The organism is Priestia sp. BR_2, assembly GCF_041954005.1.
GTDB classification, from domain to species: Bacteria; Bacillota; Bacilli; order Paenibacillales; family Paenibacillaceae; genus Paenibacillus_AQ; species Paenibacillus_AQ lautus_A.
Genome location: NZ_JAVFHM010000054.1, coordinates 1 through 22,532 on the forward strand (window position 1 = coordinate 1; position 22,532 = coordinate 22,532).

The 22,532-nt window shown below is 44.7% G+C and carries 24 protein-coding genes and 1 other annotated feature; of the genes, 20 read left to right on the top strand and 4 right to left on the bottom strand.

Annotated elements, in window-relative coordinates; genetic code table 11:
* Positions 1–222 precede the first annotated feature (222 nt).
* From nirB to RB298_RS00640, 4 genes are all read left to right on the top strand, one after another.
* Positions 223–2,376 (top strand): nitrite reductase large subunit NirB, encoded by a 2,154-nt coding sequence (gene nirB / locus RB298_RS00625; RefSeq protein ID WP_486045257.1) that lies wholly within the window; start codon positions 223–225, stop codon positions 2,374–2,376.
* A 31-nt stretch (positions 2,377–2,407) separates the two neighbouring features.
* On the top strand, positions 2,408–4,528 hold the full coding sequence (nasC, locus tag RB298_RS00630) for an assimilatory nitrate reductase catalytic subunit NasC (RefSeq protein ID WP_486045259.1): 2,121 nt from the start codon (positions 2,408–2,410) through the stop codon (positions 4,526–4,528).
* 74 nt (positions 4,529–4,602) lie between these two features.
* Positions 4,603–4,825 (top strand) — a binding site (T-box leader).
* Between the two features lie 43 nt (positions 4,826–4,868).
* Complete coding sequence (locus tag RB298_RS00635) at positions 4,869–5,336, top strand: HIT family protein (RefSeq protein ID WP_192572280.1); 468 nt, start codon at positions 4,869–4,871, stop codon at positions 5,334–5,336.
* Positions 5,333–6,130, top strand: a complete 798-nt coding sequence (locus tag RB298_RS00640) for a PP2C family serine/threonine-protein phosphatase (protein WP_486045261.1) — start codon at positions 5,333–5,335, stop codon at positions 6,128–6,130. The genes RB298_RS00635 and RB298_RS00640 overlap by 4 nt, the downstream gene beginning before the upstream one ends.
* 74 nt (positions 6,131–6,204) lie before the next feature.
* Here the strand turns inward: RB298_RS00640 and RB298_RS00645 are convergent, their stop codons facing one another.
* Positions 6,205–7,425, bottom strand: coding sequence for an RNA polymerase sigma factor (locus RB298_RS00645; protein ID WP_486045263.1), 1,221 nt, complete (start codon positions 7,423–7,425; stop codon positions 6,205–6,207).
* A gap of 194 nt (positions 7,426–7,619) precedes the next feature.
* Between RB298_RS00645 and RB298_RS00650 the strand changes: the two genes are divergently transcribed.
* Positions 7,620–8,021, top strand: coding sequence for a hypothetical protein (locus RB298_RS00650; RefSeq protein ID WP_096773466.1), 402 nt, complete (start codon positions 7,620–7,622; stop codon positions 8,019–8,021).
* Positions 8,022–8,112: 91 nt separating this feature from the next.
* On the opposite strand, the gene RB298_RS00655 is transcribed toward RB298_RS00650, so the two are convergent.
* Complete coding sequence (locus RB298_RS00655; RefSeq protein ID WP_486045265.1) at positions 8,113–9,024, bottom strand: aminoglycoside phosphotransferase family protein; 912 nt, start codon at positions 9,022–9,024, stop codon at positions 8,113–8,115.
* Between the two features lie 238 nt (positions 9,025–9,262).
* On the opposite strand from RB298_RS00655, the gene RB298_RS00660 reads away from it, so the two are divergent.
* Together RB298_RS00660 and RB298_RS00665 are read left to right on the top strand one after the other, a co-directional pair.
* Positions 9,263–9,577 (top strand): DUF1904 family protein, encoded by a 315-nt coding sequence (locus tag RB298_RS00660; RefSeq protein WP_486045267.1) that lies wholly within the window; start codon positions 9,263–9,265, stop codon positions 9,575–9,577.
* Positions 9,578–9,728: 151 nt separating this feature from the next.
* On the top strand, positions 9,729–10,673 hold the full coding sequence (locus RB298_RS00665; protein ID WP_486045269.1) for an aminoglycoside phosphotransferase family protein: 945 nt from the start codon (positions 9,729–9,731) through the stop codon (positions 10,671–10,673).
* Positions 10,674–10,764: 91 nt separating this feature from the next.
* On the opposite strand, the gene mraY is transcribed toward RB298_RS00665, so the two are convergent.
* Complete coding sequence (mraY, locus tag RB298_RS00670; RefSeq protein ID WP_176502375.1) at positions 10,765–11,715, bottom strand: phospho-N-acetylmuramoyl-pentapeptide-transferase; 951 nt, start codon at positions 11,713–11,715, stop codon at positions 10,765–10,767.
* Between the two features lie 172 nt (positions 11,716–11,887).
* Between mraY and RB298_RS00675 the strand changes: the two genes are divergently transcribed.
* The 7 genes from RB298_RS00675 to RB298_RS00705 all read left to right on the top strand — a co-directional run bounded on the left by RB298_RS00675 (position 11,888) and on the right by RB298_RS00705 (position 17,465).
* Entirely contained in the window at positions 11,888–12,118 is a 231-nt protein-coding gene (locus RB298_RS00675) for a hypothetical protein (RefSeq protein WP_486045271.1), read from the top strand.
* A 374-nt stretch (positions 12,119–12,492) separates the two neighbouring features.
* On the top strand, positions 12,493–13,620 hold the full coding sequence (gene xerA, locus RB298_RS00680; RefSeq protein ID WP_486045273.1) for a site-specific tyrosine recombinase/integron integrase: 1,128 nt from the start codon (positions 12,493–12,495) through the stop codon (positions 13,618–13,620).
* 124 nt (positions 13,621–13,744) lie between these two features.
* Positions 13,745–14,254: a GNAT family N-acetyltransferase gene (locus tag RB298_RS00685; protein WP_486045275.1), complete on the top strand. Its 510-nt coding sequence runs from the start codon at positions 13,745–13,747 to the stop codon at positions 14,252–14,254.
* A gap of 244 nt (positions 14,255–14,498) precedes the next feature.
* The gene (locus tag RB298_RS00690; RefSeq protein WP_486045277.1) at positions 14,499–15,020 is read left to right on the top strand and encodes a DUF4259 domain-containing protein; all 522 of its coding nucleotides are present in this window, start codon (positions 14,499–14,501) and stop codon (positions 15,018–15,020) included.
* 186 nt (positions 15,021–15,206) lie between these two features.
* Positions 15,207–15,617: a hypothetical protein gene (locus tag RB298_RS00695; RefSeq protein ID WP_486045279.1), complete on the top strand. Its 411-nt coding sequence runs from the start codon at positions 15,207–15,209 to the stop codon at positions 15,615–15,617.
* A gap of 240 nt (positions 15,618–15,857) precedes the next feature.
* Positions 15,858–16,397: an NUDIX hydrolase gene (locus RB298_RS00700; protein WP_192572664.1), complete on the top strand. Its 540-nt coding sequence runs from the start codon at positions 15,858–15,860 to the stop codon at positions 16,395–16,397.
* 255 nt (positions 16,398–16,652) lie between these two features.
* Positions 16,653–17,465, top strand: coding sequence for a DUF6602 domain-containing protein (locus RB298_RS00705; protein WP_332294283.1), 813 nt, complete (start codon positions 16,653–16,655; stop codon positions 17,463–17,465).
* Between the two features lie 318 nt (positions 17,466–17,783).
* Here RB298_RS00705 and RB298_RS00710 read toward each other — a convergent pair whose 3' ends face one another.
* On the bottom strand, positions 17,784–17,873 hold the full coding sequence (locus RB298_RS00710; protein WP_375119554.1) for a putative holin-like toxin: 90 nt from the start codon (positions 17,871–17,873) through the stop codon (positions 17,784–17,786).
* A gap of 384 nt (positions 17,874–18,257) precedes the next feature.
* On the opposite strand from RB298_RS00710, the gene RB298_RS00715 reads away from it, so the two are divergent.
* The 6 genes from RB298_RS00715 to RB298_RS00740 all read left to right on the top strand — a co-directional run bounded on the left by RB298_RS00715 (position 18,258) and on the right by RB298_RS00740 (position 22,390).
* Positions 18,258–18,905, top strand: a complete 648-nt coding sequence (locus tag RB298_RS00715) for a hypothetical protein (protein WP_332294284.1) — start codon at positions 18,258–18,260, stop codon at positions 18,903–18,905.
* 208 nt (positions 18,906–19,113) lie between these two features.
* Positions 19,114–19,476 (top strand): VOC family protein, encoded by a 363-nt coding sequence (locus RB298_RS00720; protein WP_332294285.1) that lies wholly within the window; start codon positions 19,114–19,116, stop codon positions 19,474–19,476.
* A gap of 256 nt (positions 19,477–19,732) precedes the next feature.
* Positions 19,733–20,254, top strand: a complete 522-nt coding sequence (locus RB298_RS00725; RefSeq protein WP_375119556.1) for a DUF2691 family protein — start codon at positions 19,733–19,735, stop codon at positions 20,252–20,254.
* 249 nt (positions 20,255–20,503) lie between these two features.
* Positions 20,504–20,761 carry a hypothetical protein gene (locus RB298_RS00730; RefSeq protein ID WP_332294287.1) on the top strand — a complete coding sequence of 86 codons (258 nt, stop codon included), beginning with the start codon at positions 20,504–20,506 and terminating at the stop codon, positions 20,759–20,761.
* Between the two features lie 264 nt (positions 20,762–21,025).
* Complete coding sequence (locus RB298_RS00735) at positions 21,026–21,586, top strand: hypothetical protein (protein WP_192572260.1); 561 nt, start codon at positions 21,026–21,028, stop codon at positions 21,584–21,586.
* A gap of 192 nt (positions 21,587–21,778) precedes the next feature.
* A complete protein-coding gene (locus tag RB298_RS00740; RefSeq protein ID WP_486045283.1) occupies positions 21,779–22,390 on the top strand; it encodes an HD domain-containing protein in 612 nt (203 codons plus the stop codon).
* Positions 22,391–22,532 lie beyond the last annotated feature (142 nt).

Genomic DNA, 22,532 nt, shown 5'->3' on the forward strand with positions numbered 1-22,532 from the left:
AAGATCCGTCTCGTGGGCTCGGAGATATGAATAAGAGACAGATATATGTCATATATCTTGACGTATCGAATTTCGTCAACTAAGCTAGATGTATGTTACGAATACCAATACGGCACAAGGATGTGCCCGTTTTGAAGGCAATGACGCCCTTTCCTGTTCCCAGGGAAAGGGCGTTTCGTATTTTCTTACATGAAAGTGACAAGGGTAGAGTGGAGGTAATTCATGAAGAGAAAGAAGCTCATTGTTGTCGGAAATGGAATGGCAGGGATACGATGCGTAGAGGAAATACTCCAGCTTGGGCCGGAGCTTTTCGATATTACGATATTCGGCGCCGAACCTCGCCCCAACTATAATCGGATTCTGTTGTCCAAAGTCCTTCAAGGCGAACATTCCCTCCAGGATATTATCCTGAACGACTGGTCTTGGTATGAGCGGCATGGCATCCGGTTATTGACCGGTGAAGCCGTTCATCATATCGATGTCAAAGCCCGCTGCATCGAGACTGTCTCCGGTAAACGGGAAGGTTATGATGCATTAATTCTGGCAACAGGCTCATCTCCTTTCGTTCCGCCTATCCCCGGGACGGATAAGGAAGGCGTCCTTTCATTTCGGACGTTGGATGATTGCACGAAAATGACCGAAATGTCCAAGGTCTACACAAAAGCGGCCGTCATTGGGGGGGGATTGCTGGGGTTGGAGGCTGCCCGGGGACTTCTCCATCTCGGCATGGAAACCCATGTGGTTCATAATGCCCCTTACATCATGAACCGGCAGCTGGACCGGACGGCAGCCCATATGCTGCAGCGGGAGCTCGAAAGCCAAGGGATGCGATTCCACTTGGCGATGGATACCACGCGAATCGTTGGCCGAACAAGGGCGCAGGGTCTTCGGTTTATCGACGGAACTCGACTTGATGCGGATGTAGTGGTGCTTGCCGTAGGGATCAGGCCTAACGTGGAGCTGGCCCAGAGAAGCGGTCTGCTGACGGGGCGGGCTATCCTGGTGGATGACTACATGAGGACAAGTGAGCCGAATATTTATGCGGTGGGAGAATGCGCGGAGCACCGGGGGATTAGTTACGGCCTAATCGCTCCCCTGTATGAGCAAGGAAAGGTGCTTGCCCGGGTTATCTGCGGCCGGCAGGCCGAGCCTTATGTCGGTTCGATTCCTTATTCCCAGCTAAAAGTCTCGGGTGTGGATGTATTTTCGGCCGGCGCGATATCGGGGATCGATGCGGAAACCGCCATTCAGCAATACGATGCCGTAAGCCGCACGTACAAAAAAGTGATCATGCACAAAGGCAGGGTTACGGGTGCCATTCTGTTCGGAGACACGACTGAGGGTTCCGCGCTGTTGTCCATGGTGAAGAAGGGCGCGGCTGTCTCGGAGCTTATCCCGCAAGAAGGCATTGTAAGCTCGGCGGAAGCAGCTGCACAGACGCTCCCGGATCATGAAACGGTGTGTGCTTGCAACGGCGTGAGCAAAGCGGAGATCATGCAGGCCGTTACCGATCGCAATCTCCAAAGCACGGATGAAGTTAAGCAGCTGACCAGGGCATCCGGTTCGTGCGGCGGCTGCCGGCCAATGGTGGATGCCCTGGTCAAACATGCGCGAAGCGGCAAAAAGAGGGCTTCGCAGAGGGCGGCCATAACGCAAGGCGAGATTCCCGTATGTGAATGCACGAAGCTGGGGCACTCCTCAATGAAGCAAGCGATTGCCCATGCGGTGAGTCAAGGCTGTCATACGATATCGGATTTCATGCTCCATCAGGGCTGGAAGAAGCCGGGCGGATGCATAGTTTGTCGGCCAGCCCTGCGTTATTACCTTGAAATGACGGGGATAGGAAACGGTGATGAACCGGTTCGGAAGACTTGGCATGATGTCTCCGATGCGGATCATGGACTTTACCAAGGCGTTCAGGTATGGATGGGAGACACGGAAGGCTCGAGGATGGAGGCGGCAGGCATTCGGCGCATTGGAGAATGGCTTCGCCTTCGCTGGCAAGAGGTATCGCTGCCTCATCCTGTACATGCAGGGGTGTCCGATTGTCTAGCATCGTCCGTCAGCATACTGGTTCAGGGGATCGGAATATCCGCTTCGCCCGCAGGCTGGGAGGTTTATCTCGGCGGACATGCGGACCACCCTGTCCGTGAAGGACAATTGATCGGCGTTGCTGAACGTGAGGAAGAAGTAATACAGCTTGTATCCGCTTGTTTGCAGTGGTACCGGCAGAACGGCTTGTATGAGGAACCGTTGTGGAAATGGGTGGAACGTACGGGTGTGACTTCGATCCGGGAGCATGTTCTGGACCACGATCTGCAAAGAGAGCTTGCAGAGATGCTGTCTCGGCGGGAATGGAAGACACAAGTGGGTTAAACAAGCAAAATATAGGGAGAGGCGGTCAGTTATGGTTTATTCGGAATCGTCCGCTGCGGGAGGAGCTGCGGCCGTGGTAGAGACACAATGTCCGTTTTGCAGCGTACAGTGCAAGATGACGGTTGAAGAGGAAGAGAAGAGCGTCCCGGGACGGTTCAGGGCCAAGTATAAGGTGGAGGGGATACCGAACCTCGCTTCCGAAGGCAGGGTGTGCGTCAAAGGCATGAATGCGCATCAGCACGCAGCCCATTCGCAGCGGCTGCTACATCCGCTGATCCGTTCAAACGGCGAACTCGTTCCTTGCTCTTGGGATGAAGCGATGGCCGTGATTAGCGATCGATTTCAGGCGATATCCGAGAGATATGGTCCCGATGCCAATGCCGTCTACGGCGGCGGGTCCCTGACCAACGAAACGGCCTATTTGCTCGGGAAATTTGCCAGGGTGGCGCTCGGTACCCGGTATATCGATTATAACGGCCGTTTCTGCATGTCGGCCGCAGCTTCTGCCGGGAGCAAAACCTTTGGAATCGACAGGGGGCTGACGTTCAGGCTGTCCGATATTCCTCATGCCCGCTGCATCGTGCTGGCCGGCACGAATATAGCGGAATGCCAGCCAACGCTGCTCCCTTACTTCAACCAGGCCAAGGAGAATGGGGCGAAGATCATCGTCATCGATCCGCGCAGAACCGCAACGGCCGCAATAGCCGATATGCATTTGGCGATCAGACCTGGGACGGACGCCATGCTGGCGGATGCGATGCTGAAGATAATCGTGGATGAAGGTCTCTTAGACGAAGGCTTCGTTCAAGCAAGAACTAAGGGTTACGAGGAGCTGGAAAGCTATCTGGACAGCATCGATTTATCACGGGCCGCCGATTTATGCGGATTAGATGTGGAGCTGATCCGGGAGGCCGCCGTATCCTATGCTATGGCGGATACCGGAATGGTGCTGACGGCCCGAGGGGTGGAGCAGCAGACGGATGGCCATCTTGCGGTACGCCGTTATCTGAATCTGGTCTTGGCAACAGGCAAAATCGGGAGGGAGGGCTGCGGATACGGGGCGATCACCGGTCAGGGGAATGGTCAGGGAGGAAGAGAGCATGGGCAGAAGGCCGATCAGCTGCCAGGCTATCGATCGATCGAGAATGAGGAGGACCGGGCATATGTTGCCTCCGTGTGGGGCGTTAAGGCTTCCAGCCTGCCTGGAAAGGGCGTCTCTGCCTACGAGATGATGGAGCTGATTCATGAAGGCGAAATTAAGTCGCTCTTCGTGATGGGGTCCAATCCCGTTGTTTCGAATCCGAATGCGGGGCTTGTGGAGGAAGGCTTGAACCATCTCGATTTTCTGGTGGTTGCGGATATGTTTATGTCCGAAACGGCCCGATTCGCCGATCTTGTCCTGCCGGTAACCTCCTATATGGAAAATGAAGGTACGCTGACGAATTTGGAGGGACGGGTTCTTCTCCGGAAGGCGGCGCGACCGGCGCCTGGGGAGGCGCGTCATGACTGGATGATTCTATGTTCGATCGCAGACAGATTGGGCAAGGGTGAATATTTTGACTTTCATGAGCCCGAAGAGATATTTAATGAGCTGAGGCTTGCAAGCAAAGGCGGCATTGCTGACTACTTCGGCATCACCTATGATCGGTTGCGCCGTGAAGAGGGCGTATACTGGCCGTGTCCCTCTGAAGAAGAATCGGGGACGGGGCTTCTGTTTCGGCAGTCGTTCGCCCATCCAGACGGAAAGGCCGTGTTTTCCGTGATGCCGGGGAATCCGTGGGTGGGGGTATCCGAGGAGTACCCGCTCATTCTGACCAATGGCCGTGTTCTGTCACACTACCTGACAGGCGTGCAGACCCGGAGAAGTCCTTCCCTGCTTGCACGCGAGCTTGAAAATTTCGTGGAGATCCACCCGATTACCGCGCAGCGTTACCGAATCCGTGACGGGGAGTGGGTAGAAATCGTGTCGGAGCATGGACGTTTTTCCGTACGCAGCAGGATTAAAGAACATATAAGAGTAGACACGCTATTCGTCCCGATGCATTGGGGCGGCGTGCAGAATGTCAATCATGCGACCCGGCCGGAGCTGGATCCGTTCTGCAAGATGCCCGGTTTTAAGACAGCAGCTGTCCGGATACGGTCATTGAGGTAAGGGTGATGCAACAATGAGTCCGTTCTTCATTGACAGGATGAATATGGAAAATTATAATAGGAACAATTTTATATACAAACACAATGACTGGGAGTAGTAGAAATCGTTCATGGTTCAGAGAGCTGCAGCAATGGTGAAATGCAGTCCATGAGGATTCCGAAGCTCGCCCATGAGTGGTGAGGCAGAAATGGAGTATGCCTTGACGTTTAGCCTTCGTAATCGGGCTTCAAGCGGATTTGATGAAGATCGGATCAAGTAGAGTGGTACCGCGCGGGTAGTTAGCCTGTCGTCTCTTATGGGATGGCGGGCTTTTTATATTTTTTCGAAGGGAAGGGTTCATATGGTTAACGCGAAAGAGCGCGATTGTTTTATCTGTCGAAAGCATCGGGGAGAGATCCAGCTTCCGGGGGGAGCGATTTATGAGGATGAGCTGCTCTACGTAGGCCATATTTCTTCCGATTCCAACGAAGCTTATCTGGGATATATTATGATCGATATCAAGCGGCATGTATCGGGATTAGCGGAGCTGCGGGACGATGAGTCGGCCGCCGTCGGACGGATGCTGACCCGGGTGAGTCGCGCCTTGAAAGCATGCTTAGGCGCGGAACATATCTATTCCTTCGTGCTGGGAGATCACGTCCCTCATCTGCATATCCATCTGATTCCGCGTTATCCGAATACGCCCCCGTCTTATTGGGGGTTTGGAATCAGCGGCTGGCCGGAAGCCCCTCGAGGTGATGCCGCTCAGATCGAAGAAGTGTGTTCGCGAATCAGGCGTTGTATGGCGCAGGATGAGGTTTCTCCATGAGACCCTATATCGTGAAGTGGCACGGCAGCTCCAGCATGTTCCTCGACGATCCGCAGACGATTGCGGTTTCCCATGGGGTACTGGGCCGGTATGGCGGCAGCTCGGCAGCCGGGGCGGATAAAAACGAGGATGGCGCTTATATCTGGATCGATGCGGAATCTGATTTGGAATTCGTCCTGCTGCTGGATGCCCATGAAACCGATGAGAGCGCCCAGCTCGTCTTATCCTATATCGATGGGGCCGCTTCCGAGATTGCTGGCATCCTCCGAGAGCCAATCGAGCAGTGTTTTCAAAACCTGCATGACTATTTGCTGGGCATGTTGACTTCCGAACGCTTTCGCGAGGATTGCAGGGGAATTGCGGGTGAAACTTCCTGTCTGCTATGCTGCAGACGCGAAGAATACTTGTGGTGGTTTAACGTCGGGGATTGCCTGCTTTATCTGCTTCATCCCGAATTGACGGCGCTCGGGCAAACCTTGCTCAATCAACGGAATTTCTACGAATGGATAGGGAAGGTAAACACCTTCGATAAGCAGGTCCCTTGTTATTCCACGGGCGTAAGAGAGCTGCGCTCCGGGAAAAACGTGATTGTATTAAGCACCGATGGCGCTTTAGAATGGGGACCGTTATTTCTGGAACATATGAATCAGCTGCAGGGCGCTGATCTGCAAAAAGGCGTGAAGGATTTCATGCAAATGTCGCATGAACGCGGGATCAAGGACAGCGTCACCATGATTGCATGGCAAGTGGAGCTCGAGCATCATCCCAGCTATCCATCCGATGGTTCAAGATAGGAAATGATGCAAGGCATGATGAATTCAATTGAAAAAGGCTAGGAAACCCGGTCAATGACCGGGTTTCCATTGATTTAATTAAGCTGGTGCTGGAGATTTTTCGTCCACTGTTCATGAAGATCTTCCTTGGAAAGATGGAAGATGCCGTAATAATCATCCGGATTGCGAATGAATTGGTTCAATGAATCTAACCCGTATTTTTCAATCATGAACGCAACGATCAAATATGAAAACTGAAATCCTGTTTTGCCGAAATCCCAGGAATCATCATTCAGATCCTCGAAGCTTGGAATTGCCCGACTAAGAATGGCTTCGGTCGTCGTGCTTCGGATGAAGTCTTCCGACATCTGTTGAGCTTCGTACCCCCCGATGCCCTGACGGATCCATCTAGGTGCCAGCGGATTAATATCACTAATCAACCACATGGCATACAAGTGCAGGGTGGACCGGAGGATCGAGTGGTAGGTATGCTCGGGTCCCGGGTTCAAGGGCGAGACGATTTTTAACGTGCAGTTATCGAACGTGCCCATGAACCAATTAGGTGCACCGCTTTCGCCTACGGCTTGATGGAATGTGGGCAGGTCGGGATAAATTTCAATAACGATTTTGCGGGAAGGCTGATGATTATATTTCGCTGCCATCTGTTCTACATTATTCTTGAGTTCTTGAAACAGGTCCTGATGCACCTTGTTCTGATGATGATTCGCCTCACTTTTACTTTCAATGGATATCAAGTCGAGTATCGACATAATCGTGATGTCACCCCATTCTCTTAATTCTTTCTTCAGCTTCGCCAAGGACCGATACAATCGGTTTTTCACCGCACTCTCGCGCATGCCGACGATCTGGGAAATTTCCTGCAGCGTACAATCCACAAAAAATCGTAAAGATATGATCTGCTGATCCCGTTCGCTTAACTTCTTAAGCGCCGCTCCGATATCAATTCGAATATCAACATAACCTGCAAAATCAAGGGAGATGGACTGCGATTCAAAACGTGTAAAGTCATAAGGTTTTTCATTTTTTCGCGCTAAACTTCGATACTCATTTTTGACTGTGTTTTGAGCAATTTTGAAGATCCAAGTGAACAGACTGGATGTTCCGTTAAACTTATCAAGGTTCTCCATTGCCTTTAAAAACACTTGCTGGGTTAAGTCATCTGCCGCCGTCGGATTCAATTTCAGTGCGAGATAATGCCGGATCCTCGGGCGGTATTCGTCATACGTATCTTCAAATGTTCGCTTTGTTCCTTGATTATCCGGATAACCAGGGAGTTTGTCATGAGCTCTAGACATGGATAAGAACCTCCTCTTGACCTTACAGTTTATTAGACACCGGAGGCATGCAAAAAGCCACAGTGGAACGAAATATTCTCGGAATCTAGGTTTTTATGCATTTATATTCATCATCCTATAAAGGCACAAGAAAGAAAGGCGTTTTGTGCATATGATGTCATCATCATGTATATGGGAAGCGAGGTGATCCTTATATGCCTTCGAAACGCGTAAGGAAGTCCAGATCCGCTTCCAAGCCGATGCCACCGCAGCATTGGGTAGGTCAGCCGGTCGTGGTCGTTCTGAAGGACGGCAGCTATTACGTCGGCGAACTGAATCAGATCCAAGGCGGGGAAGTAACGCTATCAGGGCTCAGAGCCAACAATAAGATGCCGGCTGCGATTGCCCGAAGCGGAGACAAAGCGCAAATATCCGGATTTTTAAGCGACCTCTTTGGCGGACCTCCAAGCGCTGCGTCAGCCGAAGGAGCCGAGGAGGGAGTGGCGGCTGCGCCTGCAGGCCCTCTCGGCTTCCTGGGACAGATCGTGCCTCATATTAAACTGGGCATGAACGTGATAAAAGCCATCATGCCATTAATGGGAGTGTTGAAAATCTAACCAAGGGCAAAGGTCTAATCGAACAAAAAGAAGCTTGAACCCTCAAGCTTCTTTTTGTTATGCCGTTTGATACAAAAATCTCATGGATGCATCAAATCGAGATGGCACGCTTCATAATCGATTTGGCTTCCTGTGCAACGGCTTCATCCTTATCGTCGATAGCCTGCATGAAGATGAGCATGGGGATATAAACGGCGATTAAACGAGCCAGCACTTTCGTTTCTTCGTCCACGCTGCCATAGGCTTCAAAAAATCCCTCCCTTGATGCCGGAGGCAAGAAGCTGTAAGCAATGCTCAGGTCGCAGGCGGGATGTCCGATGCTGACGTCGCCCCAATCGATGATGCCGGAAAGCTTGCCTGTTTCGTCCACCAGCATGTTTTTGAAATGGAGATCTCCATGAATAAGAATATGTCGCTGCTTGACCCGATCCAAGGAAATGCCGTGCAAATAGTCGGCGATCTCCTTCATTTCTGCATCCGTAAAATGGAGGGCAAGCCGGGCTAGAAAGTCCAGCATTTTATCCCTGCGCCCAGCGAGATCGGTCAGATTACGATGGTCCACCGCTACACCTTCTTGCTGCGCTATGTCCACGGGAAAGGCATGCAGGTTCTTCAGAAAGCGCGCGAGCGCTGCCGCCGACTGCATCCGTGTTTCATCCGTCAGTCCAATCGGAAACGACCCGGAAAGATAGGTGTACCCCAGAAAAGGCGCAGGGTAGTCTGCGCTTTCTTTTCCGAAGAAAAGGGGCTTAGCATAGGGTAACGTTATGTAATTCGCCAGCTTGGGCAGGATTTTGGCTTCGGTTTGAAGTAAAGGGATGGCAAATGCTCTTCTGGGAAAACGAAACACATACTCTTCGCCGATGCGATAGACAGTATTGTCCCAGCCGCTGCCGATCTCTTGGATGGGTAATGAGGATAGCTGGGGGAATTGACGGTTAAGCAGCAGCCGGACTAACGGCTCCGTCACTTCCCATTCGGCATTCCAAGGATTTTGTCCCATATTCGTCTTCACCTCCATGAATGAATAATTTCCATAAAACGGAACACTTACTCAGTGTATCGGAATCCCATCGTACGGGCAACGGAAAGGACAGCTGTAATTGAACTTTACCGACCAATTTAGATATCTGTATCATAGTGATTCCTTTCACAATAACATTATTGTATAGTAGAAGAGAGATAAAAGTCACTTGCGGACATCCAGAAGACCAATAAATCGATGAAATGAAGGGATAAGTGTGCCATATTTACGTTTTAAAGGATTTTCAGAAGTTTTCCTCGAAGAAATAACGCCAACCTTGGTTGAAACTTTCGCCGGTATTGTTCAAATTCCGAAAGAAATCGTGAAAATCGAACAGCTTCCATATCGGATCATTACGAATACGCCGTTATCCGTCGAAATCCTGATGTTTCAGCGGGCTCAGGAGACCCACGATGCGGTTGCGGCCAGCATTCACGAGATCCTGTCGGAACGCGGGTACCGGAACGTACATATATTCTTCGTGATTCTCAATCGGAATCTCTATTATAAAGAAGGCAGGCCATTAGAATAAAATAAGATATGATGAGTGAAAACAAGGATGCTAGAAGAGCATCCTTGTTTTTTTAATTAAAATGAATGATGGACTTTATGTCATATCTTCTTACCGTTATGATATATCAAAGAGATTATGAGGCATGGTAAGTGCATAGATAGGAGGAAACATGGACCGACTACAGGGCATTTTGAAGGAATTTTACGGTTTGGCTCATCCCGTTATTGTACCTCAGCAGGGCGGTTGGGCTGCGCTTGCTTACAAAGTGAGTAACGGCGCACAGGACTATTTCCTGAAAGTTTATGAGAAAAGCCGGGCCTCCACGCCCAAATGGACTGCGCTGATTGACGATTATGTTCCGATCCTGCTGTGGCTTGAGGAGCATAGTCGATTAAAGGGCAGCATTCCGGTGCCGATGCTGACGACAGACCAACGTTATCGATGCGAGGATAACGAAGGCATTTATTTGTTGTATGAATATATCGACGGGGACACGATCGCAGACCGCAAGCTGACGGAGAATCAAGTGAGACAACTGGCAGAGATCATCGCTGAGCTCCATCGTTACGGGGAGGATTTTCCGCTGGTGACAAGTGCCATGACGGAAAGCTTTACGGTGCCTTTTCTTGGTCAGCTAAGGGAGGCGCTGGACGCGGGGAAGCCGGATGACATCGGGGAAGTCATGAATCCCCATATCGACTGCTTGATGGGTTTGATGCTTGAAGTGGAAGCGCTGTCCGAAGAGCTGAAGAAACGCGATCTTCGCCTGGCGCTGTGCCACACGGACGTGCATGCCTGGAATCTGATGTCGGATGGTCAGCAATTGATATTGATTGACTGGGAGGGGCTGAAGCTGGCGCCGGTCGAAGCGGATATGATGTTTTTTGTCGCTGAACCCTATTTCGAATCATTTATGAGGATTTATAAAGAAACGCATAGCGATTACGAGATGAACAGCGAGGCGCTGACCTTTTATCAAGGCAGACGTAAATTGGAGGATATCTGGGAGTTCATGGAGCAGCTGCTTTGTGATGTCCAGAATGACGAAGAACGCGCGTCCACGCTAAACAGCCTGAAGAAAGAGCTTGAAGAGATCACGATGTCTAAATCCTAATCAGCGTTGGGTTTCAATATGTAAAAAGCCTCCTGGCAGAGTTCGGGGCATCTACCAGGAGGCTCTTGCTTGGCTTGTCCATTGGAATGGTTCACATGACGTATTTTGCCAGCACCCAACAGAGCAGAGCCATAAACCAGGAGACAAAACCGAAGATCATCACGATTTTGTTCTCGCTCCAGCCGTACTTGAGACTGAAGTGGAAATGGATCGGGGCCATCCGAAACAGGCGCAGCTTGGTCCGTTTGTAATACCATACCTGCAGGATAACCGAAAGCTGCTCCGCCAAATAGATCAGGAACAGCAGGGGAATCAGAATTTCGACCTTCTCGATCACCGCAAGGAATGAAAGGGAACCGCCGATAGCGAGGGATCCCGTATCACCCATAAAAGCCCGGGCCGGATGAATGTTGTAGAGCAGCAAGCCCAGCAGACAGCCGATCATGACCAGCGAGAACATCTGAACCTCCGGTTTATCGGAGATCAGGAAGAAGAAAAAGTAAGTCGGAATGGCCACATTGATCAACAGTCCGTCCAAACCATCGGTAAAGTTGATGGCATTCGCCGAGCCTACAATGAACAGCAGCATGATGATAATGTAGACGCTGATCGGCAGGTGAAGCTGGAACCCGTTGAAAAGCGCGATATCACTTGTCAGCGAGAAGGACTGGAACAGGACATACAATAATGCCCCGGTAAACAGGAACTGAAGCACAAGCTTCGTTCGGCCGGAAATTCCCGACGGGTCCTGCCACGCTGCTTTTTTGAAGTCGTCCATAAACCCGATCGAGCTGAACAGAAGAAAGGTGGAACATAAAAAAACGGTCAGCGGCGTAGGCTGAAACTGCAGCGACATCCCAATGCCAATCAACAAAATAAGGCCAGCCATCAACGGTGTCCCGCGTTTGGCCTGATGATCGGGAGGCAGCTCGGTCCGGATCGGCTGCGTTAGCTTTAAGGTGCGCAAACCCCAGATGAGCAGCGGCGTAAATAGCGTCACCAGCAAAAACGATAGTCCGGACACACCCAGAATTCCATTCATCTCATACACATCGCTTTCTATCCATTTCCGTTAGTTCATTGTATTTCGATGGAATGGACAAATATTCCTTCAAATTTCTAGAATTGATAGGGTCTGTTAATGGACAAGCGTTGGCTGTCATTTCCCGTGGAGTATAGGGATATCCCTTCAACATCCATCACAAGATGGTTTCATGAAACGCACCCATGATAAAGTTGATCCCCACGTCGAACGGGACGCTGACCTCAGCGCCTGTCTCAATGGAAGCTTCGAGACTGATCTCTTTTATTCAAGATACCATCATGTATTGAATCTGGATAGGAGCTGCAGCAACATCCAGATAATTAGAGAGAAGAATGACGGCCTTGAAGGAGCTGATGCTGCGGATGAAGTAGTTGATAACATGGGCGAAGCTGGACAGTAATAAATAAATCTAATCATTCTATAGCAAATGATAAATTGAGTTGTTCGAAGACGGTGTGAACAATCAAGACTGACTCGGCGTTACTTGTCATGTTCGACCCGAAGTGCAGTACTGTGATTTCGCTTGCATGGCATCTCTGTTCTTAAAGTAAGGTGAGAAATGAGGTAGCCATGGCTACCTTGAATATGGTTTAATCAATTTAATCGCTATAACAATTTTAAGTCCCTAAACGTAATATTACTGAATTGGATGCGGTTAGATTATAAAGGATATAGCACCGAAGGTATCGGGAGCTTACAACGTCGATTACGGCGATTGTGAGCTCTTTTTGCTTTCCAATAATTAGGTTGCTGTTATAATGGGAGGGTGGGAATGTGAGTATATGGTTGTCTCGGAATGATGGAAATTCCTTGTATGTTCGTTTTAAGTATGATGAACAAATGGTGATGAAGATTCGAGAAATTCCAGGAAGGAAATGGGTCAGTGATAAAAAGGTCTGGATGATTCCATTTACACTCGAATCCATTCGACAGTTGTATACACTTTTTGAAGGAACGATGATTCATGTTGATAGCATGTTGATGAAAGAGTCCAGCTTGTTTAACAATGAAGTTTACATGCAGGAACACATTCCAATCTATTCATGGGATGAGTCGATAAAAAGGTCTTTCGTTCATGCACTGCAGCTTCGAGGTTATAGTAAAAAAACGATAAAAGCTTATTGTAGTCAAGTCCATCGATTTCACACTTTTGTACAACAGCAAAATTATGGGATGGGTCACGAGAACATGATTCAGAGTTATTCCTTGCACTTACTTCATAGGAAATGTTCCCATTCCTATGTTAATCAAGCGCTCAGCGCGATCAAATTCTATGCTCAAAAAGTACTATTGCATGAGGAAACAGTCTCTTATGTTCGCCCTAAGAAAGAAAAGAAGTTGCCGAATGTGTTATCGATGAAAGAAGTGATGTTGATCTTAAAAGCACTCCATAATTTAAAACATCGTGCGATCCTATACCTTACCTATTCCTCAGGATTACGGGTAGGTGAAGTGGTCCGGTTGAAAACTCAAGACATTGACTTCGAGCGAAAAACGCTTCGAGTTTCTCAAGGAAAAGGTCGAAAGGATCGTCTTACGCTATTATCCGATACAGCTATGGATATTGTTCAACCGTATTTACAACAAGAAAAGCCCGAGAAATGGATGTTCCCAGGTCAACACCCAGAGCGCCATATAACGGAACGAACGGTTCAAAAAGTGTTCGAACAAGCACGTACTGCCTCTGGAATCCAGAAAAAGGTTAGTATACACGCCTTACGCCATTCATTCGCTACCCATCTGTTGGAAGGTGGAATTGACATTCGCTTCATTCAAGTGTTGCTCGGTCATCAAAGTGTACGCACCACCGAAAGGTACACACATGTGAGTGTGAAGGACATAAGAAGGATTAAAAGTCCGTTAGAACAATTGGAAGAGGAGATTCAGGGAGAAAAATCGTAAACATGGTTGGTGAAGGAGTGTTCACGAACTTCGTAAACACCTCAAGAGGTGACGTTTTTGCGAAGTTCGTAAAAAAGACGTTATGTGAAACCCCCGAAAGAGCATTGATCATTGAGGTGATAGCATGGAAGGAATAAGAATATTACTCCCTGAAGATGCAGAGACATTTCGAGATATCAGACTAGAAGGTCTACTTAATTCACCTGAATCATTTGGTATAACCCATGAGGAATACCAAAGTAGAGACATTGAAGTCATAAGATCAGGACTAAATCGAACTTCCGATAGTTTTACACTTGGTACTTTTGACTCTGAAAATCAAATGATAGGGTTAGTGGGATTTAAACAAGAACAAGCTATTAAGTTCAAACATAAAGGTTTTATTTGGGGGATGTATGTCAACAAGCCAAGATATCGATCACAAGGAGTAGGCAAAAGACTCATTATTAAGGTAATTGAAATAGCGAAGCAAAATAAAGGGCTTGAACAAATAAATCTTTGTGTAGTGGTGGGCAACCAGAATGCAAAGAGATTATATGAATCAATTGGATTTAAAGTATATGGAATAGAGAGAAGAGCTCTCAAGCATAATGGAATAGATTACGATGAAGAACTAATGACTTTGTGGTTGTAGTTCGAAGAAGTCGGGGGCATCACATAACAGCATATTCACGCTGCGTGCCATACGGCCCTTGGTCTGCTAGAAGCATTTCGGAGAAGAGAATCAGCAGACAACCCTGCACTGGCTAAGTCCGTTGGACCCGGCAGCTGGCGCTACCTTAAGCCAGTGAGGGTTCGTAAATACAAGAACGTTATGCGAAACCAACGGACATTGCATTTGTACTGCTTACATCAAATTCATTATTGTGGGTGATCTCTTGGGTGCTTGGGGAGTAAAGTCATTTGAAAACGATTCAGCGTTAGACTGGCTTTTAGAGTTTCAAGATGAGAAAGATTTGACTAAGGTAGTCATTAAGATTTTTGATTTTATGAACGAATGTAAAGAGGATGAGTTTGTAGATAGTGAGATTTCATCAGAAGTGATTGCAGCTGCTGAGATTGTTGCAGCTTTATTTGGTTCACCATGCATGGATCTCCCACCGAATATTGCAAAGTGGGTTAAAAAGAAACAGTCATATGATAGATCATTAGTTTCGACTTTTGATAAGATCGTAAATATTATCTACACCAAGGAAGAAGTTAACAGGGAATGGAGGGAACAATCCAAAGAACAAAAATGGAGTTATTCACTAAATTTACTCTCAGAAATTGTAATACAACAAATAGATAATGTATTGGAAAAAACGGAATTAAATGAATTATGGAAATCGAGTGATGAATACGAGAAATGGATTTTTGAGATAAACGATCTAAAGAATAGATGTCGAAGAACGCAATAGTAACTCAGTGAAGTCGTTGGCATCGCATAACACCATATTCACGCATCGGGGCGTTCGCCCCTCGGTCTCAGAAGCAGCTTCGGAGAAGTATTTGCTGTGGACACACTCGACTTCGTCGAGCGTCGTGAATACAACAACGTTAGCAGAAATTGCTGAAGAGTAAATACAATATTAAGGGAGGTACTTATGTATATCATTGAAGCAGGTGACGAATATAAATCTTGGATATCAGGTATCTTTGAACAAGAATATATGGCACAAACCTATTTAGAATCTATTCCTAAGAGCCTGAAAGAAATCCAGAAGTTAATAGCAGTTCAACTTTCCTATCCTTTTCACATAATCGAAAAAGATAGAACGTTCAAATATTTAAACACAAATGAAATGAAAAAAGAGCTTAACAGCATTGAAATAGTTAATGACTCAGACAAAGTTTACTTTAACATTTATACTATTAACTCCGATTACCAACCAAAGAATTCAGGAACAGATTATATGGGAATATTAAATCACGATCACATTAATAATGACTTTTTAGACTGGTATAGGAATGAAGGAGAAGAGTTTTTAAAGAGAAGACGAATTATACTAGGCTAATCGAGGGAGATAGCAACTTCTGCTAACACCATATTCTCGCATCGGGCTATCGCCCTCGGTCCGGACAGATGATATTGGCAGGGAAGCTGAATCAGCCGGACACATCCGACTACGTCGGACGTCGCGAATATAAGAAACGTTATAGGAAATTTGGGCAAAACATATATAAACAAACTGAGCCAGGCAACTGGTGATCTTTGTAATGCTCGAATAGAGACATCGAATAAAAGGATTGATCTGATGAAATTAATTAGAAGAATTACTGATAGTGATATTTTCGGTGGAACTCCTGAATTGATTGAGTCGGTATCACGATATGCTTCAAGAGGTGTCCTAATTGATGAAGAGATGAATGCAGCTATGATGTATATGTCAGAAATTAATCTATACAAATTGCCAGGTGGAGGAATCGAAGAAAAAGAAACAATAGATCAATCATTTTTAAGAGAGATTAGAGAAGAGACTGGATATGAAGCTAAAGTATTCCATGAACTGGGATATATTGAAGAACATAAGAAGAAAAATGATTTTATGCAATTATCCTATTGTTGGATAGCATATGCAAGGAGAAGAGTCAGCGCTGTAAAACTTAGCGAAAGCGAAAAGCAACTTGGAATGGTGGTTAATTGGATGACTTTAGATAGGGCAATGGAATTGATGAATGAGTCATTGATAAACTGTAATGATTATTCAACAAAGTTCATGATTCTGCGTGATAAGACTATCCTAAATATTGCATATGAAATATTAAAAAGGAACGAAAGTGAACATTTTAAGTGACTCGAGGAAGGCCCGAACATCCTATAACATCATATCCACGCTTCGGAGCCTTACGGCTCCTTCGGTCCGCCCGACGGGAATTGGCAGGGGAGCAGAATCAGGCGGACACATCCGCACCGACTAACCGCATCGCGGCGGCTCCTTACGGAGCCTTAAGTCGGTGGGACGTCGTGGATACGGGAACGTTAGGCGAAATTCTTAAAATCAAATATGTTTAAATCGTTAAAAATAAACTTGGAGGTGCAAGTAAGAAAAATGCCTAATTACTTAGAATATCAAAAGTCAATTGCTAAAGAATTTAAAGCGCACGAGTTACGTGTTCGTCACCTTATCGACGACGCTAATTGGGCAGAAGAAGGACGATATAAAGAAATCATATTAATGAATTATTTAAAAAGGATTCTTCCTAAAAATCTATCCGTAGGAACTGGATTTGTAAGGAACAAAAATCGCATAACCAAGCAGATAGATCTAATAATTTATGAGAATAATATACCCCCTATCTTTTCAGAGGGAGATTTTATTGTTACAACTCCAGAAAATGTGATAGGTATCATCGAGGTTAAGAGTTCTATAGAACCTTCCAAATTATTGGAAATAGTTGATAAAGCCAACGAGAACGGTCTTATTATTTCTGATGGACGCGAAATTTCAATATTTAATGGGGTTTTTGCATATAGCGAAGTTAAAAGAAAAGACCGAGCTTATCAAAGTTATATGAAAGAATTTTTTAATAATAAAATTGTACAACGTAATCACTTTAATGAAATTTTACCGAGAAACTTAAAAGTTTGTGTTAATAATATTTGCTTAGGAGATAGAAGGTTTATTAAATTGTGGCCGTTTAAAGAAGAATATGATGAGTTTTTTGCAGAATATAGTTTTTATAAATTACCAAGTGGATTAGGCATATCTTATTTCTTATCTAATTTACAAGAGTTTATTTTACGTAGACAACTTGGAATTTATAGTGATCCTTTAGAATCGCATTATCGAGATGTCTATTATCCTCTTCCAGAAGGAAAAGAAGTTCATAAGATACATTTTGAAAAATTTAAACTATTGTGAAAATAATTACGAAAATCGCCTAACAACATATTCACGCTGCGGGCATACGCCCTTGATCCGGCATTCGCCGGATACCCGACATACGTCGGGTCGTGAATACAGGAACGTTAAGTGAAATTTCTGCAGATAACATTACAGACCTTATATAAATAAAAATAATCAACAAAACCTATAAAAGCGTTATAAAATGAGTTATACTGAGGTAAGAATAAGTAAGGAGCCGTGCGCTAACACGACTCCAAAGTACAACAACTGCATAAAGAGCAGTCGGCCACGTAAGATGGGTCGGAAATAGACCGTTATCCTAGCCAGGGCGGTCTATTTCTTTTTCATGTAGGTGAGCAATGCCAAAATGAACATGCCGAACATGAACATTAAGGAGATAGCATCTTTGACCTCCATGGGCATCACCTCCCTTCGGGGAGATTAGCCGACCGCCCTTATAGCCGTATATTGTACTAGAAAATTATAACATATAGAACATGATGAAATACCATTAGAATAATATAAATAACTAAAATACATAGAAAAACAATATTTACATCTAAATCGTATATGAGAATGTAAATACAGAGAAGGCAGTAACATTACTTAACAATGCATCTATGCTGCGGGGCATTCGCCCCTTGGTTGTCAGAAGCAAGCTCATAGGCGTATATTCAGACAACACACGGCCCGACCTAAGATAAGAACTATCTCAGGCCGGGTCGCGTCATAGATGCGGGAACGTTATCAGAAATCAATGGAAAATTAGTCAAGGAAGCAATTAAAAGAAGAAATGGAGTGACAGTAATGGAAATCAAAAATAAAAAAGGGAATGTTATAGGAAAGATTGATTTTCAATCTCGTCAAGATATAATCAGTGAAATTATTAATTTAAGACCTGGCGAAGGGAAGGCTATCTACATAGCTGATGCCGCAGATAACAAATTTTCACAACAAACAAATTATGCCGCTATTAATTGGGATGGAAGCTTTGAAAGCTTAAAAGAAAAATTATCTCCTTGGCAACCAAAGTTTCCTACTCACTCTAATATGTGTGATATTCAAGTTTATTATGGATTTGAAAATTTAACATCGCAAGAAATCGATGAGATGGTTGAGGAATGTGAAATAACTGGAAAAAATGTTGTTGTAAGGGAACTAAAACCTAATAATAAACTTGTTGGTGTCAGCATTACTTACGAAAATAACCAAGAAATATACAAGTTCCAAATTTTCGGAACAACAAAAAGTCGAATTCAAATGCCGGGTGACGGAGACTCTAGTATTGAGCAACTAAATGTACGAGGTAATGAGGCATTTTATATTTCAAATGCAGAAAACCAACAATTTATCTGGATCGAAGAAGACGTCAATGGAAAGGCATTACAATGCGAGATTAGTGGAAGGAACATTCAAAAAGAATATATTCTATCCGTTGTGGAATCAATGGAATAATCTATTAGCAACTCGAAGAAGTCATTGACTTCTGATAACAAAGCATTCACGCATCGAGCCAGGCTACGCCTGTCTCTCGGCCCGCAAGAGGGATTTCGAGGAAGTGAATTCAGCGGACAAACCTGCAAGGCTAAGTGGCAGAGCCACCCGGCGCTATCGCGCCTTAAGCCTTTCGGGTTCGTGAATAACCAACCAAAGGAGCATCGAAATGATTTGTCGATTCCATCACGCTCAAATTACAATTCCAAACGGCAAAGAAGATGAGGCGAGAAACTTCTATTGTGGGATCTTGCAACTGAAGGAAATATTAAAACCAGAATCCTTAGTTGGCAGAGGTGGTTTTTGGGTTCAGGTTGGAGATCAACAGTTACACATTGGAACTGAAGATGGTGTAAACCGATTATTAACAAAAGCTCATTTAGCTTATGAAGTGAATGACATAAAAGCTATTGAAAAACTACTAACAGACAATGGGATTGAAATTCTGAAATCTGTACCTATACCAGGATATGAAAGATTTGAATTCAGGGATCCATTTGGCAACCGAGTAGAGTGTATAAAACCAGTATAAAAACTAATAAAGAATTAATTAAAGACTATATAAAAACTATATAAAAGCTGTATAAAGATATTTTCTGGGGCAACTCAAGATTCCTTCGTCTAACATTATGTTCATGCATCGGGGGGCAAGCCCCCTAGGCCCCCAACAAGTAAGAAGTGATAACGAAGAGGAATTTCTGCGCAAGGAAGCAGATTCAGCGGACACACCTGCACTGCCTAACCGCGTCGCGGCCGGTTCCTTCGGAACCTTAAGGCAGTGAGGCGTCGTGAACACGGAAACGTTATCCGAAATCTCTGCAAGAAATGAACAAGGAGAAGAGCAGATGATAAGAGGAATTAGCTTTGAAATTCCAAATGAATACGGAAGATTTCTCGAAGATATATTAATACCGTTTAAAGTAGAAGATTATAATTGGTGGATTGGTGGGGAAGAGTCATACATTATAATAGATGGCAAACTAGATGCACTTTTTTCAGGATTAATTGAATGCATGGAAGGTAAAACACTAAGAAATGTTATAACGAACAATGATTATTATTTAATATTCCAAGACCTTAAAGCTTTTCCTAGAGGCATTAAACCAATTGAAATTAAAACGTACGACGATTTTCTCAGAAGCAACTGCGAATTGGCATTATTAGTTGTAGATAGTTCTTATACAACAATCTATTGCAAGAATGACGAGTTAGTAGAAGGGCTGTATGCTAACGCAAAAAAACAGAACTATATAAATATAGAATACATAACCGACGAGAATGATTCCAGAACAGGTCTTTCAGTACGGTAAGGAAGTATTAATGCAAGTAAATCAGGAAGGCAGAGACATCGGATAACACCGCATTCAAGCATCGAGGATGAAGCCCCTCGGTCCCAGAAGTTGAAACAAGGAAGCAGATGCCGGGACACATCCGCACCACCTAACTGCATCGTTGCCGGCCATAGGCCTTAAGGTGGTGGGACGTCGTGAATGCAAGAACGTTATCCGAAAGCACCAAGTTCAGTCAAGAATCTAGTTATTTGAAAGGAAATGAATCTCATGAATAAGATCCAAGTCATATTTTCTTTAATAGCAATTCTAGTAGGTACATGTATAATCTCAATTTCAAAGATTGTTGAAGAATTTTCAGTAATCATGGGGCGAGCTGCATATCAAGCAGCCGCAGCAGGATCTTATAGTCCAGAAGAATATTATGTTAATCTATCACTTAACTATTGGATAGGGTCTTTACTAATATTATGTGGAGTAATCGTCTTGTGTATCATCTCTTATAATAATTACAAGAAAATTTTATGAAAACAACTGGAATTAATTTAAAATAGAGTATTCAGAATAATGATTTTAAGAATGTGAGTATTTCGTGAAGTTGGTGCCATCAGATAACACCAAATTCACGCATTAGGGCTACGCTCCTCGGTCCCAGAAGCGGCTTCAAGGAAGCAGTTGCTATGACACACCTGGCATTCGCCAGGCGTCGTGAATATACGAAACGTTATCCGAAACCACCGTAAGAGTTAATTTTTAAAAAAATATCAAATCTATTAAAAGGGAGTCCTCCAAATGATATGGGAATCAAGTTATTGGAAAGAAGATCTTTTAAAACTTTCTGACAAGATTAATAAAGTGTATTTATCAACAGCATACGATGATGATATGTTAGTGGAGTTTGAGAAAGACATAATGATCGTAATGTATTCAGTTAGAAAGCTAGTTGAAGCCAAGAAATTATCCCATGACACTGAACAAATACAATTAAAGGTTAAATCGTTTAAAAACAGAAAAGATGTTACAAGATTTAATTGGCATAGAATTCAAGAGCTATATGATTTAGATACACCATCAAATGAAAGTATGAAGGCAAGCTACTTATATAATCAGATAATACATAGTTACATTTTTCTAGTTTCACTGAATGATGAGGAAATTGTAGAAGGGTTTTATTTCACTTCTGATAGAATACGGAATCAAAAACTATTTTTTATTGAATTAAGAGAATTAAATAGGTACATAAATATAGTTGGAAATGATTATCCCATAGAAGAAAGATATGAATACAATAAATTAATTGAAGATTATAAAAATTTAACAAGCGCATCGAAGAGGGCCGGTAGCATCGGATAACAAAGTATTCACGCTGCGCTAACGGCCCTTGGTCTGCTAGAGGCTTTTCGGGGAAGAGGAATCAGCAGACAACCCTGCACTGTCTAAGTCCGTCGGACCCGGGGCTGGCGCCCCTTAAGCCAGTGAGGGTTCGTGAATACGGGAACGTTATCGGAAATTCTTGCGTGCGGTTAATATGTTTTAGGAGGGCTTATGAAGTCAGTATATAATAATCTTGTTATAAATACTTTATCCGGAAATCTCAAGGATGACATATATAATTTTTTAGTGAACAATGGTTGCCCTAAAACTGCGGAGCATTGTGTCAGGGTGGGGAAAGAGGCAAGAAAGATAGCGGAAAGATTTAATGCTAATGCAGATTCAGCTGAAATTGCTGGATATTTACATGATATAAGTGCGGTTTATTCTAACGATGTAAGGATTCAAGTTTCCTATGATCTAGGTATTGAAGTACTGTCTGAAGAAGAGGCTTTTCCAATGATAATTCATCAGAAGATATCTAAAGAAATGGCTAGAGATATATTTAATATTATGGATCAGGAAATTCTTGATGCAGTTGGATGTCATACGACACTAAAGAAAAATTCAACTATTTTAGACAAGGTTTTATTTGTTGCAGATAAGATTGAATGGGACCAAATTGGGGAACCTCCATATTTATTTCAGATTACGCAAAAACTAGATCATTCTTTGAACGATGCAGCATTCGAATATATTGATTTTTTATGGAAACAGCGAGATAACCTTAGAGTTATTCATCCATGGCTTAGAGACGCTTATTATGAAGTGAAGGACTTAGTTTAGTAATTCGAAGAAGGCAAGAACATCAGATAACATCATATCTACGCTTCGTGCCTTTCGGTCCTTGGTCTGCAAGAGGTATTTCGCAGATGAAACTCAGCAGACAACACCTTCGAGGCTAAGTCCGTTGGACCCGATCGGGTCC

What these genes read in the sequence shown, in the direction of transcription:
- nirB (WP_486045257.1), top strand. Translation starts at nt 223, where the DNA reads ATGAAGAGAAAGAAGCTCATTGTTGTCGGAAATGGAATGGCAGGGATA.
- nasC (WP_486045259.1), top strand. Translation starts at nt 2,408, where the DNA reads ATGGTTTATTCGGAATCGTCCGCTGCGGGAGGAGCTGCGGCCGTGGTA.
- RB298_RS00635 (WP_192572280.1), top strand. Translation starts at nt 4,869, where the DNA reads ATGGTTAACGCGAAAGAGCGCGATTGTTTTATCTGTCGAAAGCATCGG.
- RB298_RS00640 (WP_486045261.1), top strand. Translation starts at nt 5,333, where the DNA reads ATGAGACCCTATATCGTGAAGTGGCACGGCAGCTCCAGCATGTTCCTC.
- RB298_RS00645 (WP_486045263.1), bottom strand. Translation starts at nt 7,425, where the DNA reads ATGTCTAGAGCTCATGACAAACTCCCTGGTTATCCGGATAATCAAGGA.
- RB298_RS00650 (WP_096773466.1), top strand. Translation starts at nt 7,620, where the DNA reads ATGCCTTCGAAACGCGTAAGGAAGTCCAGATCCGCTTCCAAGCCGATG.
- RB298_RS00655 (WP_486045265.1), bottom strand. Translation starts at nt 9,024, where the DNA reads ATGGGACAAAATCCTTGGAATGCCGAATGGGAAGTGACGGAGCCGTTA.
- RB298_RS00665 (WP_486045269.1), top strand. Translation starts at nt 9,729, where the DNA reads ATGGACCGACTACAGGGCATTTTGAAGGAATTTTACGGTTTGGCTCAT.
- mraY (WP_176502375.1), bottom strand. Translation starts at nt 11,715, where the DNA reads ATGAATGGAATTCTGGGTGTGTCCGGACTATCGTTTTTGCTGGTGACG.
- RB298_RS00675 (WP_486045271.1), top strand. Translation starts at nt 11,888, where the DNA reads ATGAAACGCACCCATGATAAAGTTGATCCCCACGTCGAACGGGACGCT.
- RB298_RS00685 (WP_486045275.1), top strand. Translation starts at nt 13,745, where the DNA reads ATGGAAGGAATAAGAATATTACTCCCTGAAGATGCAGAGACATTTCGA.
- RB298_RS00695 (WP_486045279.1), top strand. Translation starts at nt 15,207, where the DNA reads ATGTATATCATTGAAGCAGGTGACGAATATAAATCTTGGATATCAGGT.
- RB298_RS00700 (WP_192572664.1), top strand. Translation starts at nt 15,858, where the DNA reads ATGAAATTAATTAGAAGAATTACTGATAGTGATATTTTCGGTGGAACT.
- RB298_RS00705 (WP_332294283.1), top strand. Translation starts at nt 16,653, where the DNA reads ATGCCTAATTACTTAGAATATCAAAAGTCAATTGCTAAAGAATTTAAA.
- RB298_RS00710 (WP_375119554.1), bottom strand. Translation starts at nt 17,873, where the DNA reads ATGCCCATGGAGGTCAAAGATGCTATCTCCTTAATGTTCATGTTCGGC.
- RB298_RS00715 (WP_332294284.1), top strand. Translation starts at nt 18,258, where the DNA reads ATGGAAATCAAAAATAAAAAAGGGAATGTTATAGGAAAGATTGATTTT.
- RB298_RS00720 (WP_332294285.1), top strand. Translation starts at nt 19,114, where the DNA reads ATGATTTGTCGATTCCATCACGCTCAAATTACAATTCCAAACGGCAAA.
- RB298_RS00730 (WP_332294287.1), top strand. Translation starts at nt 20,504, where the DNA reads ATGAATAAGATCCAAGTCATATTTTCTTTAATAGCAATTCTAGTAGGT.
- RB298_RS00735 (WP_192572260.1), top strand. Translation starts at nt 21,026, where the DNA reads ATGATATGGGAATCAAGTTATTGGAAAGAAGATCTTTTAAAACTTTCT.
- RB298_RS00740 (WP_486045283.1), top strand. Translation starts at nt 21,779, where the DNA reads ATGAAGTCAGTATATAATAATCTTGTTATAAATACTTTATCCGGAAAT.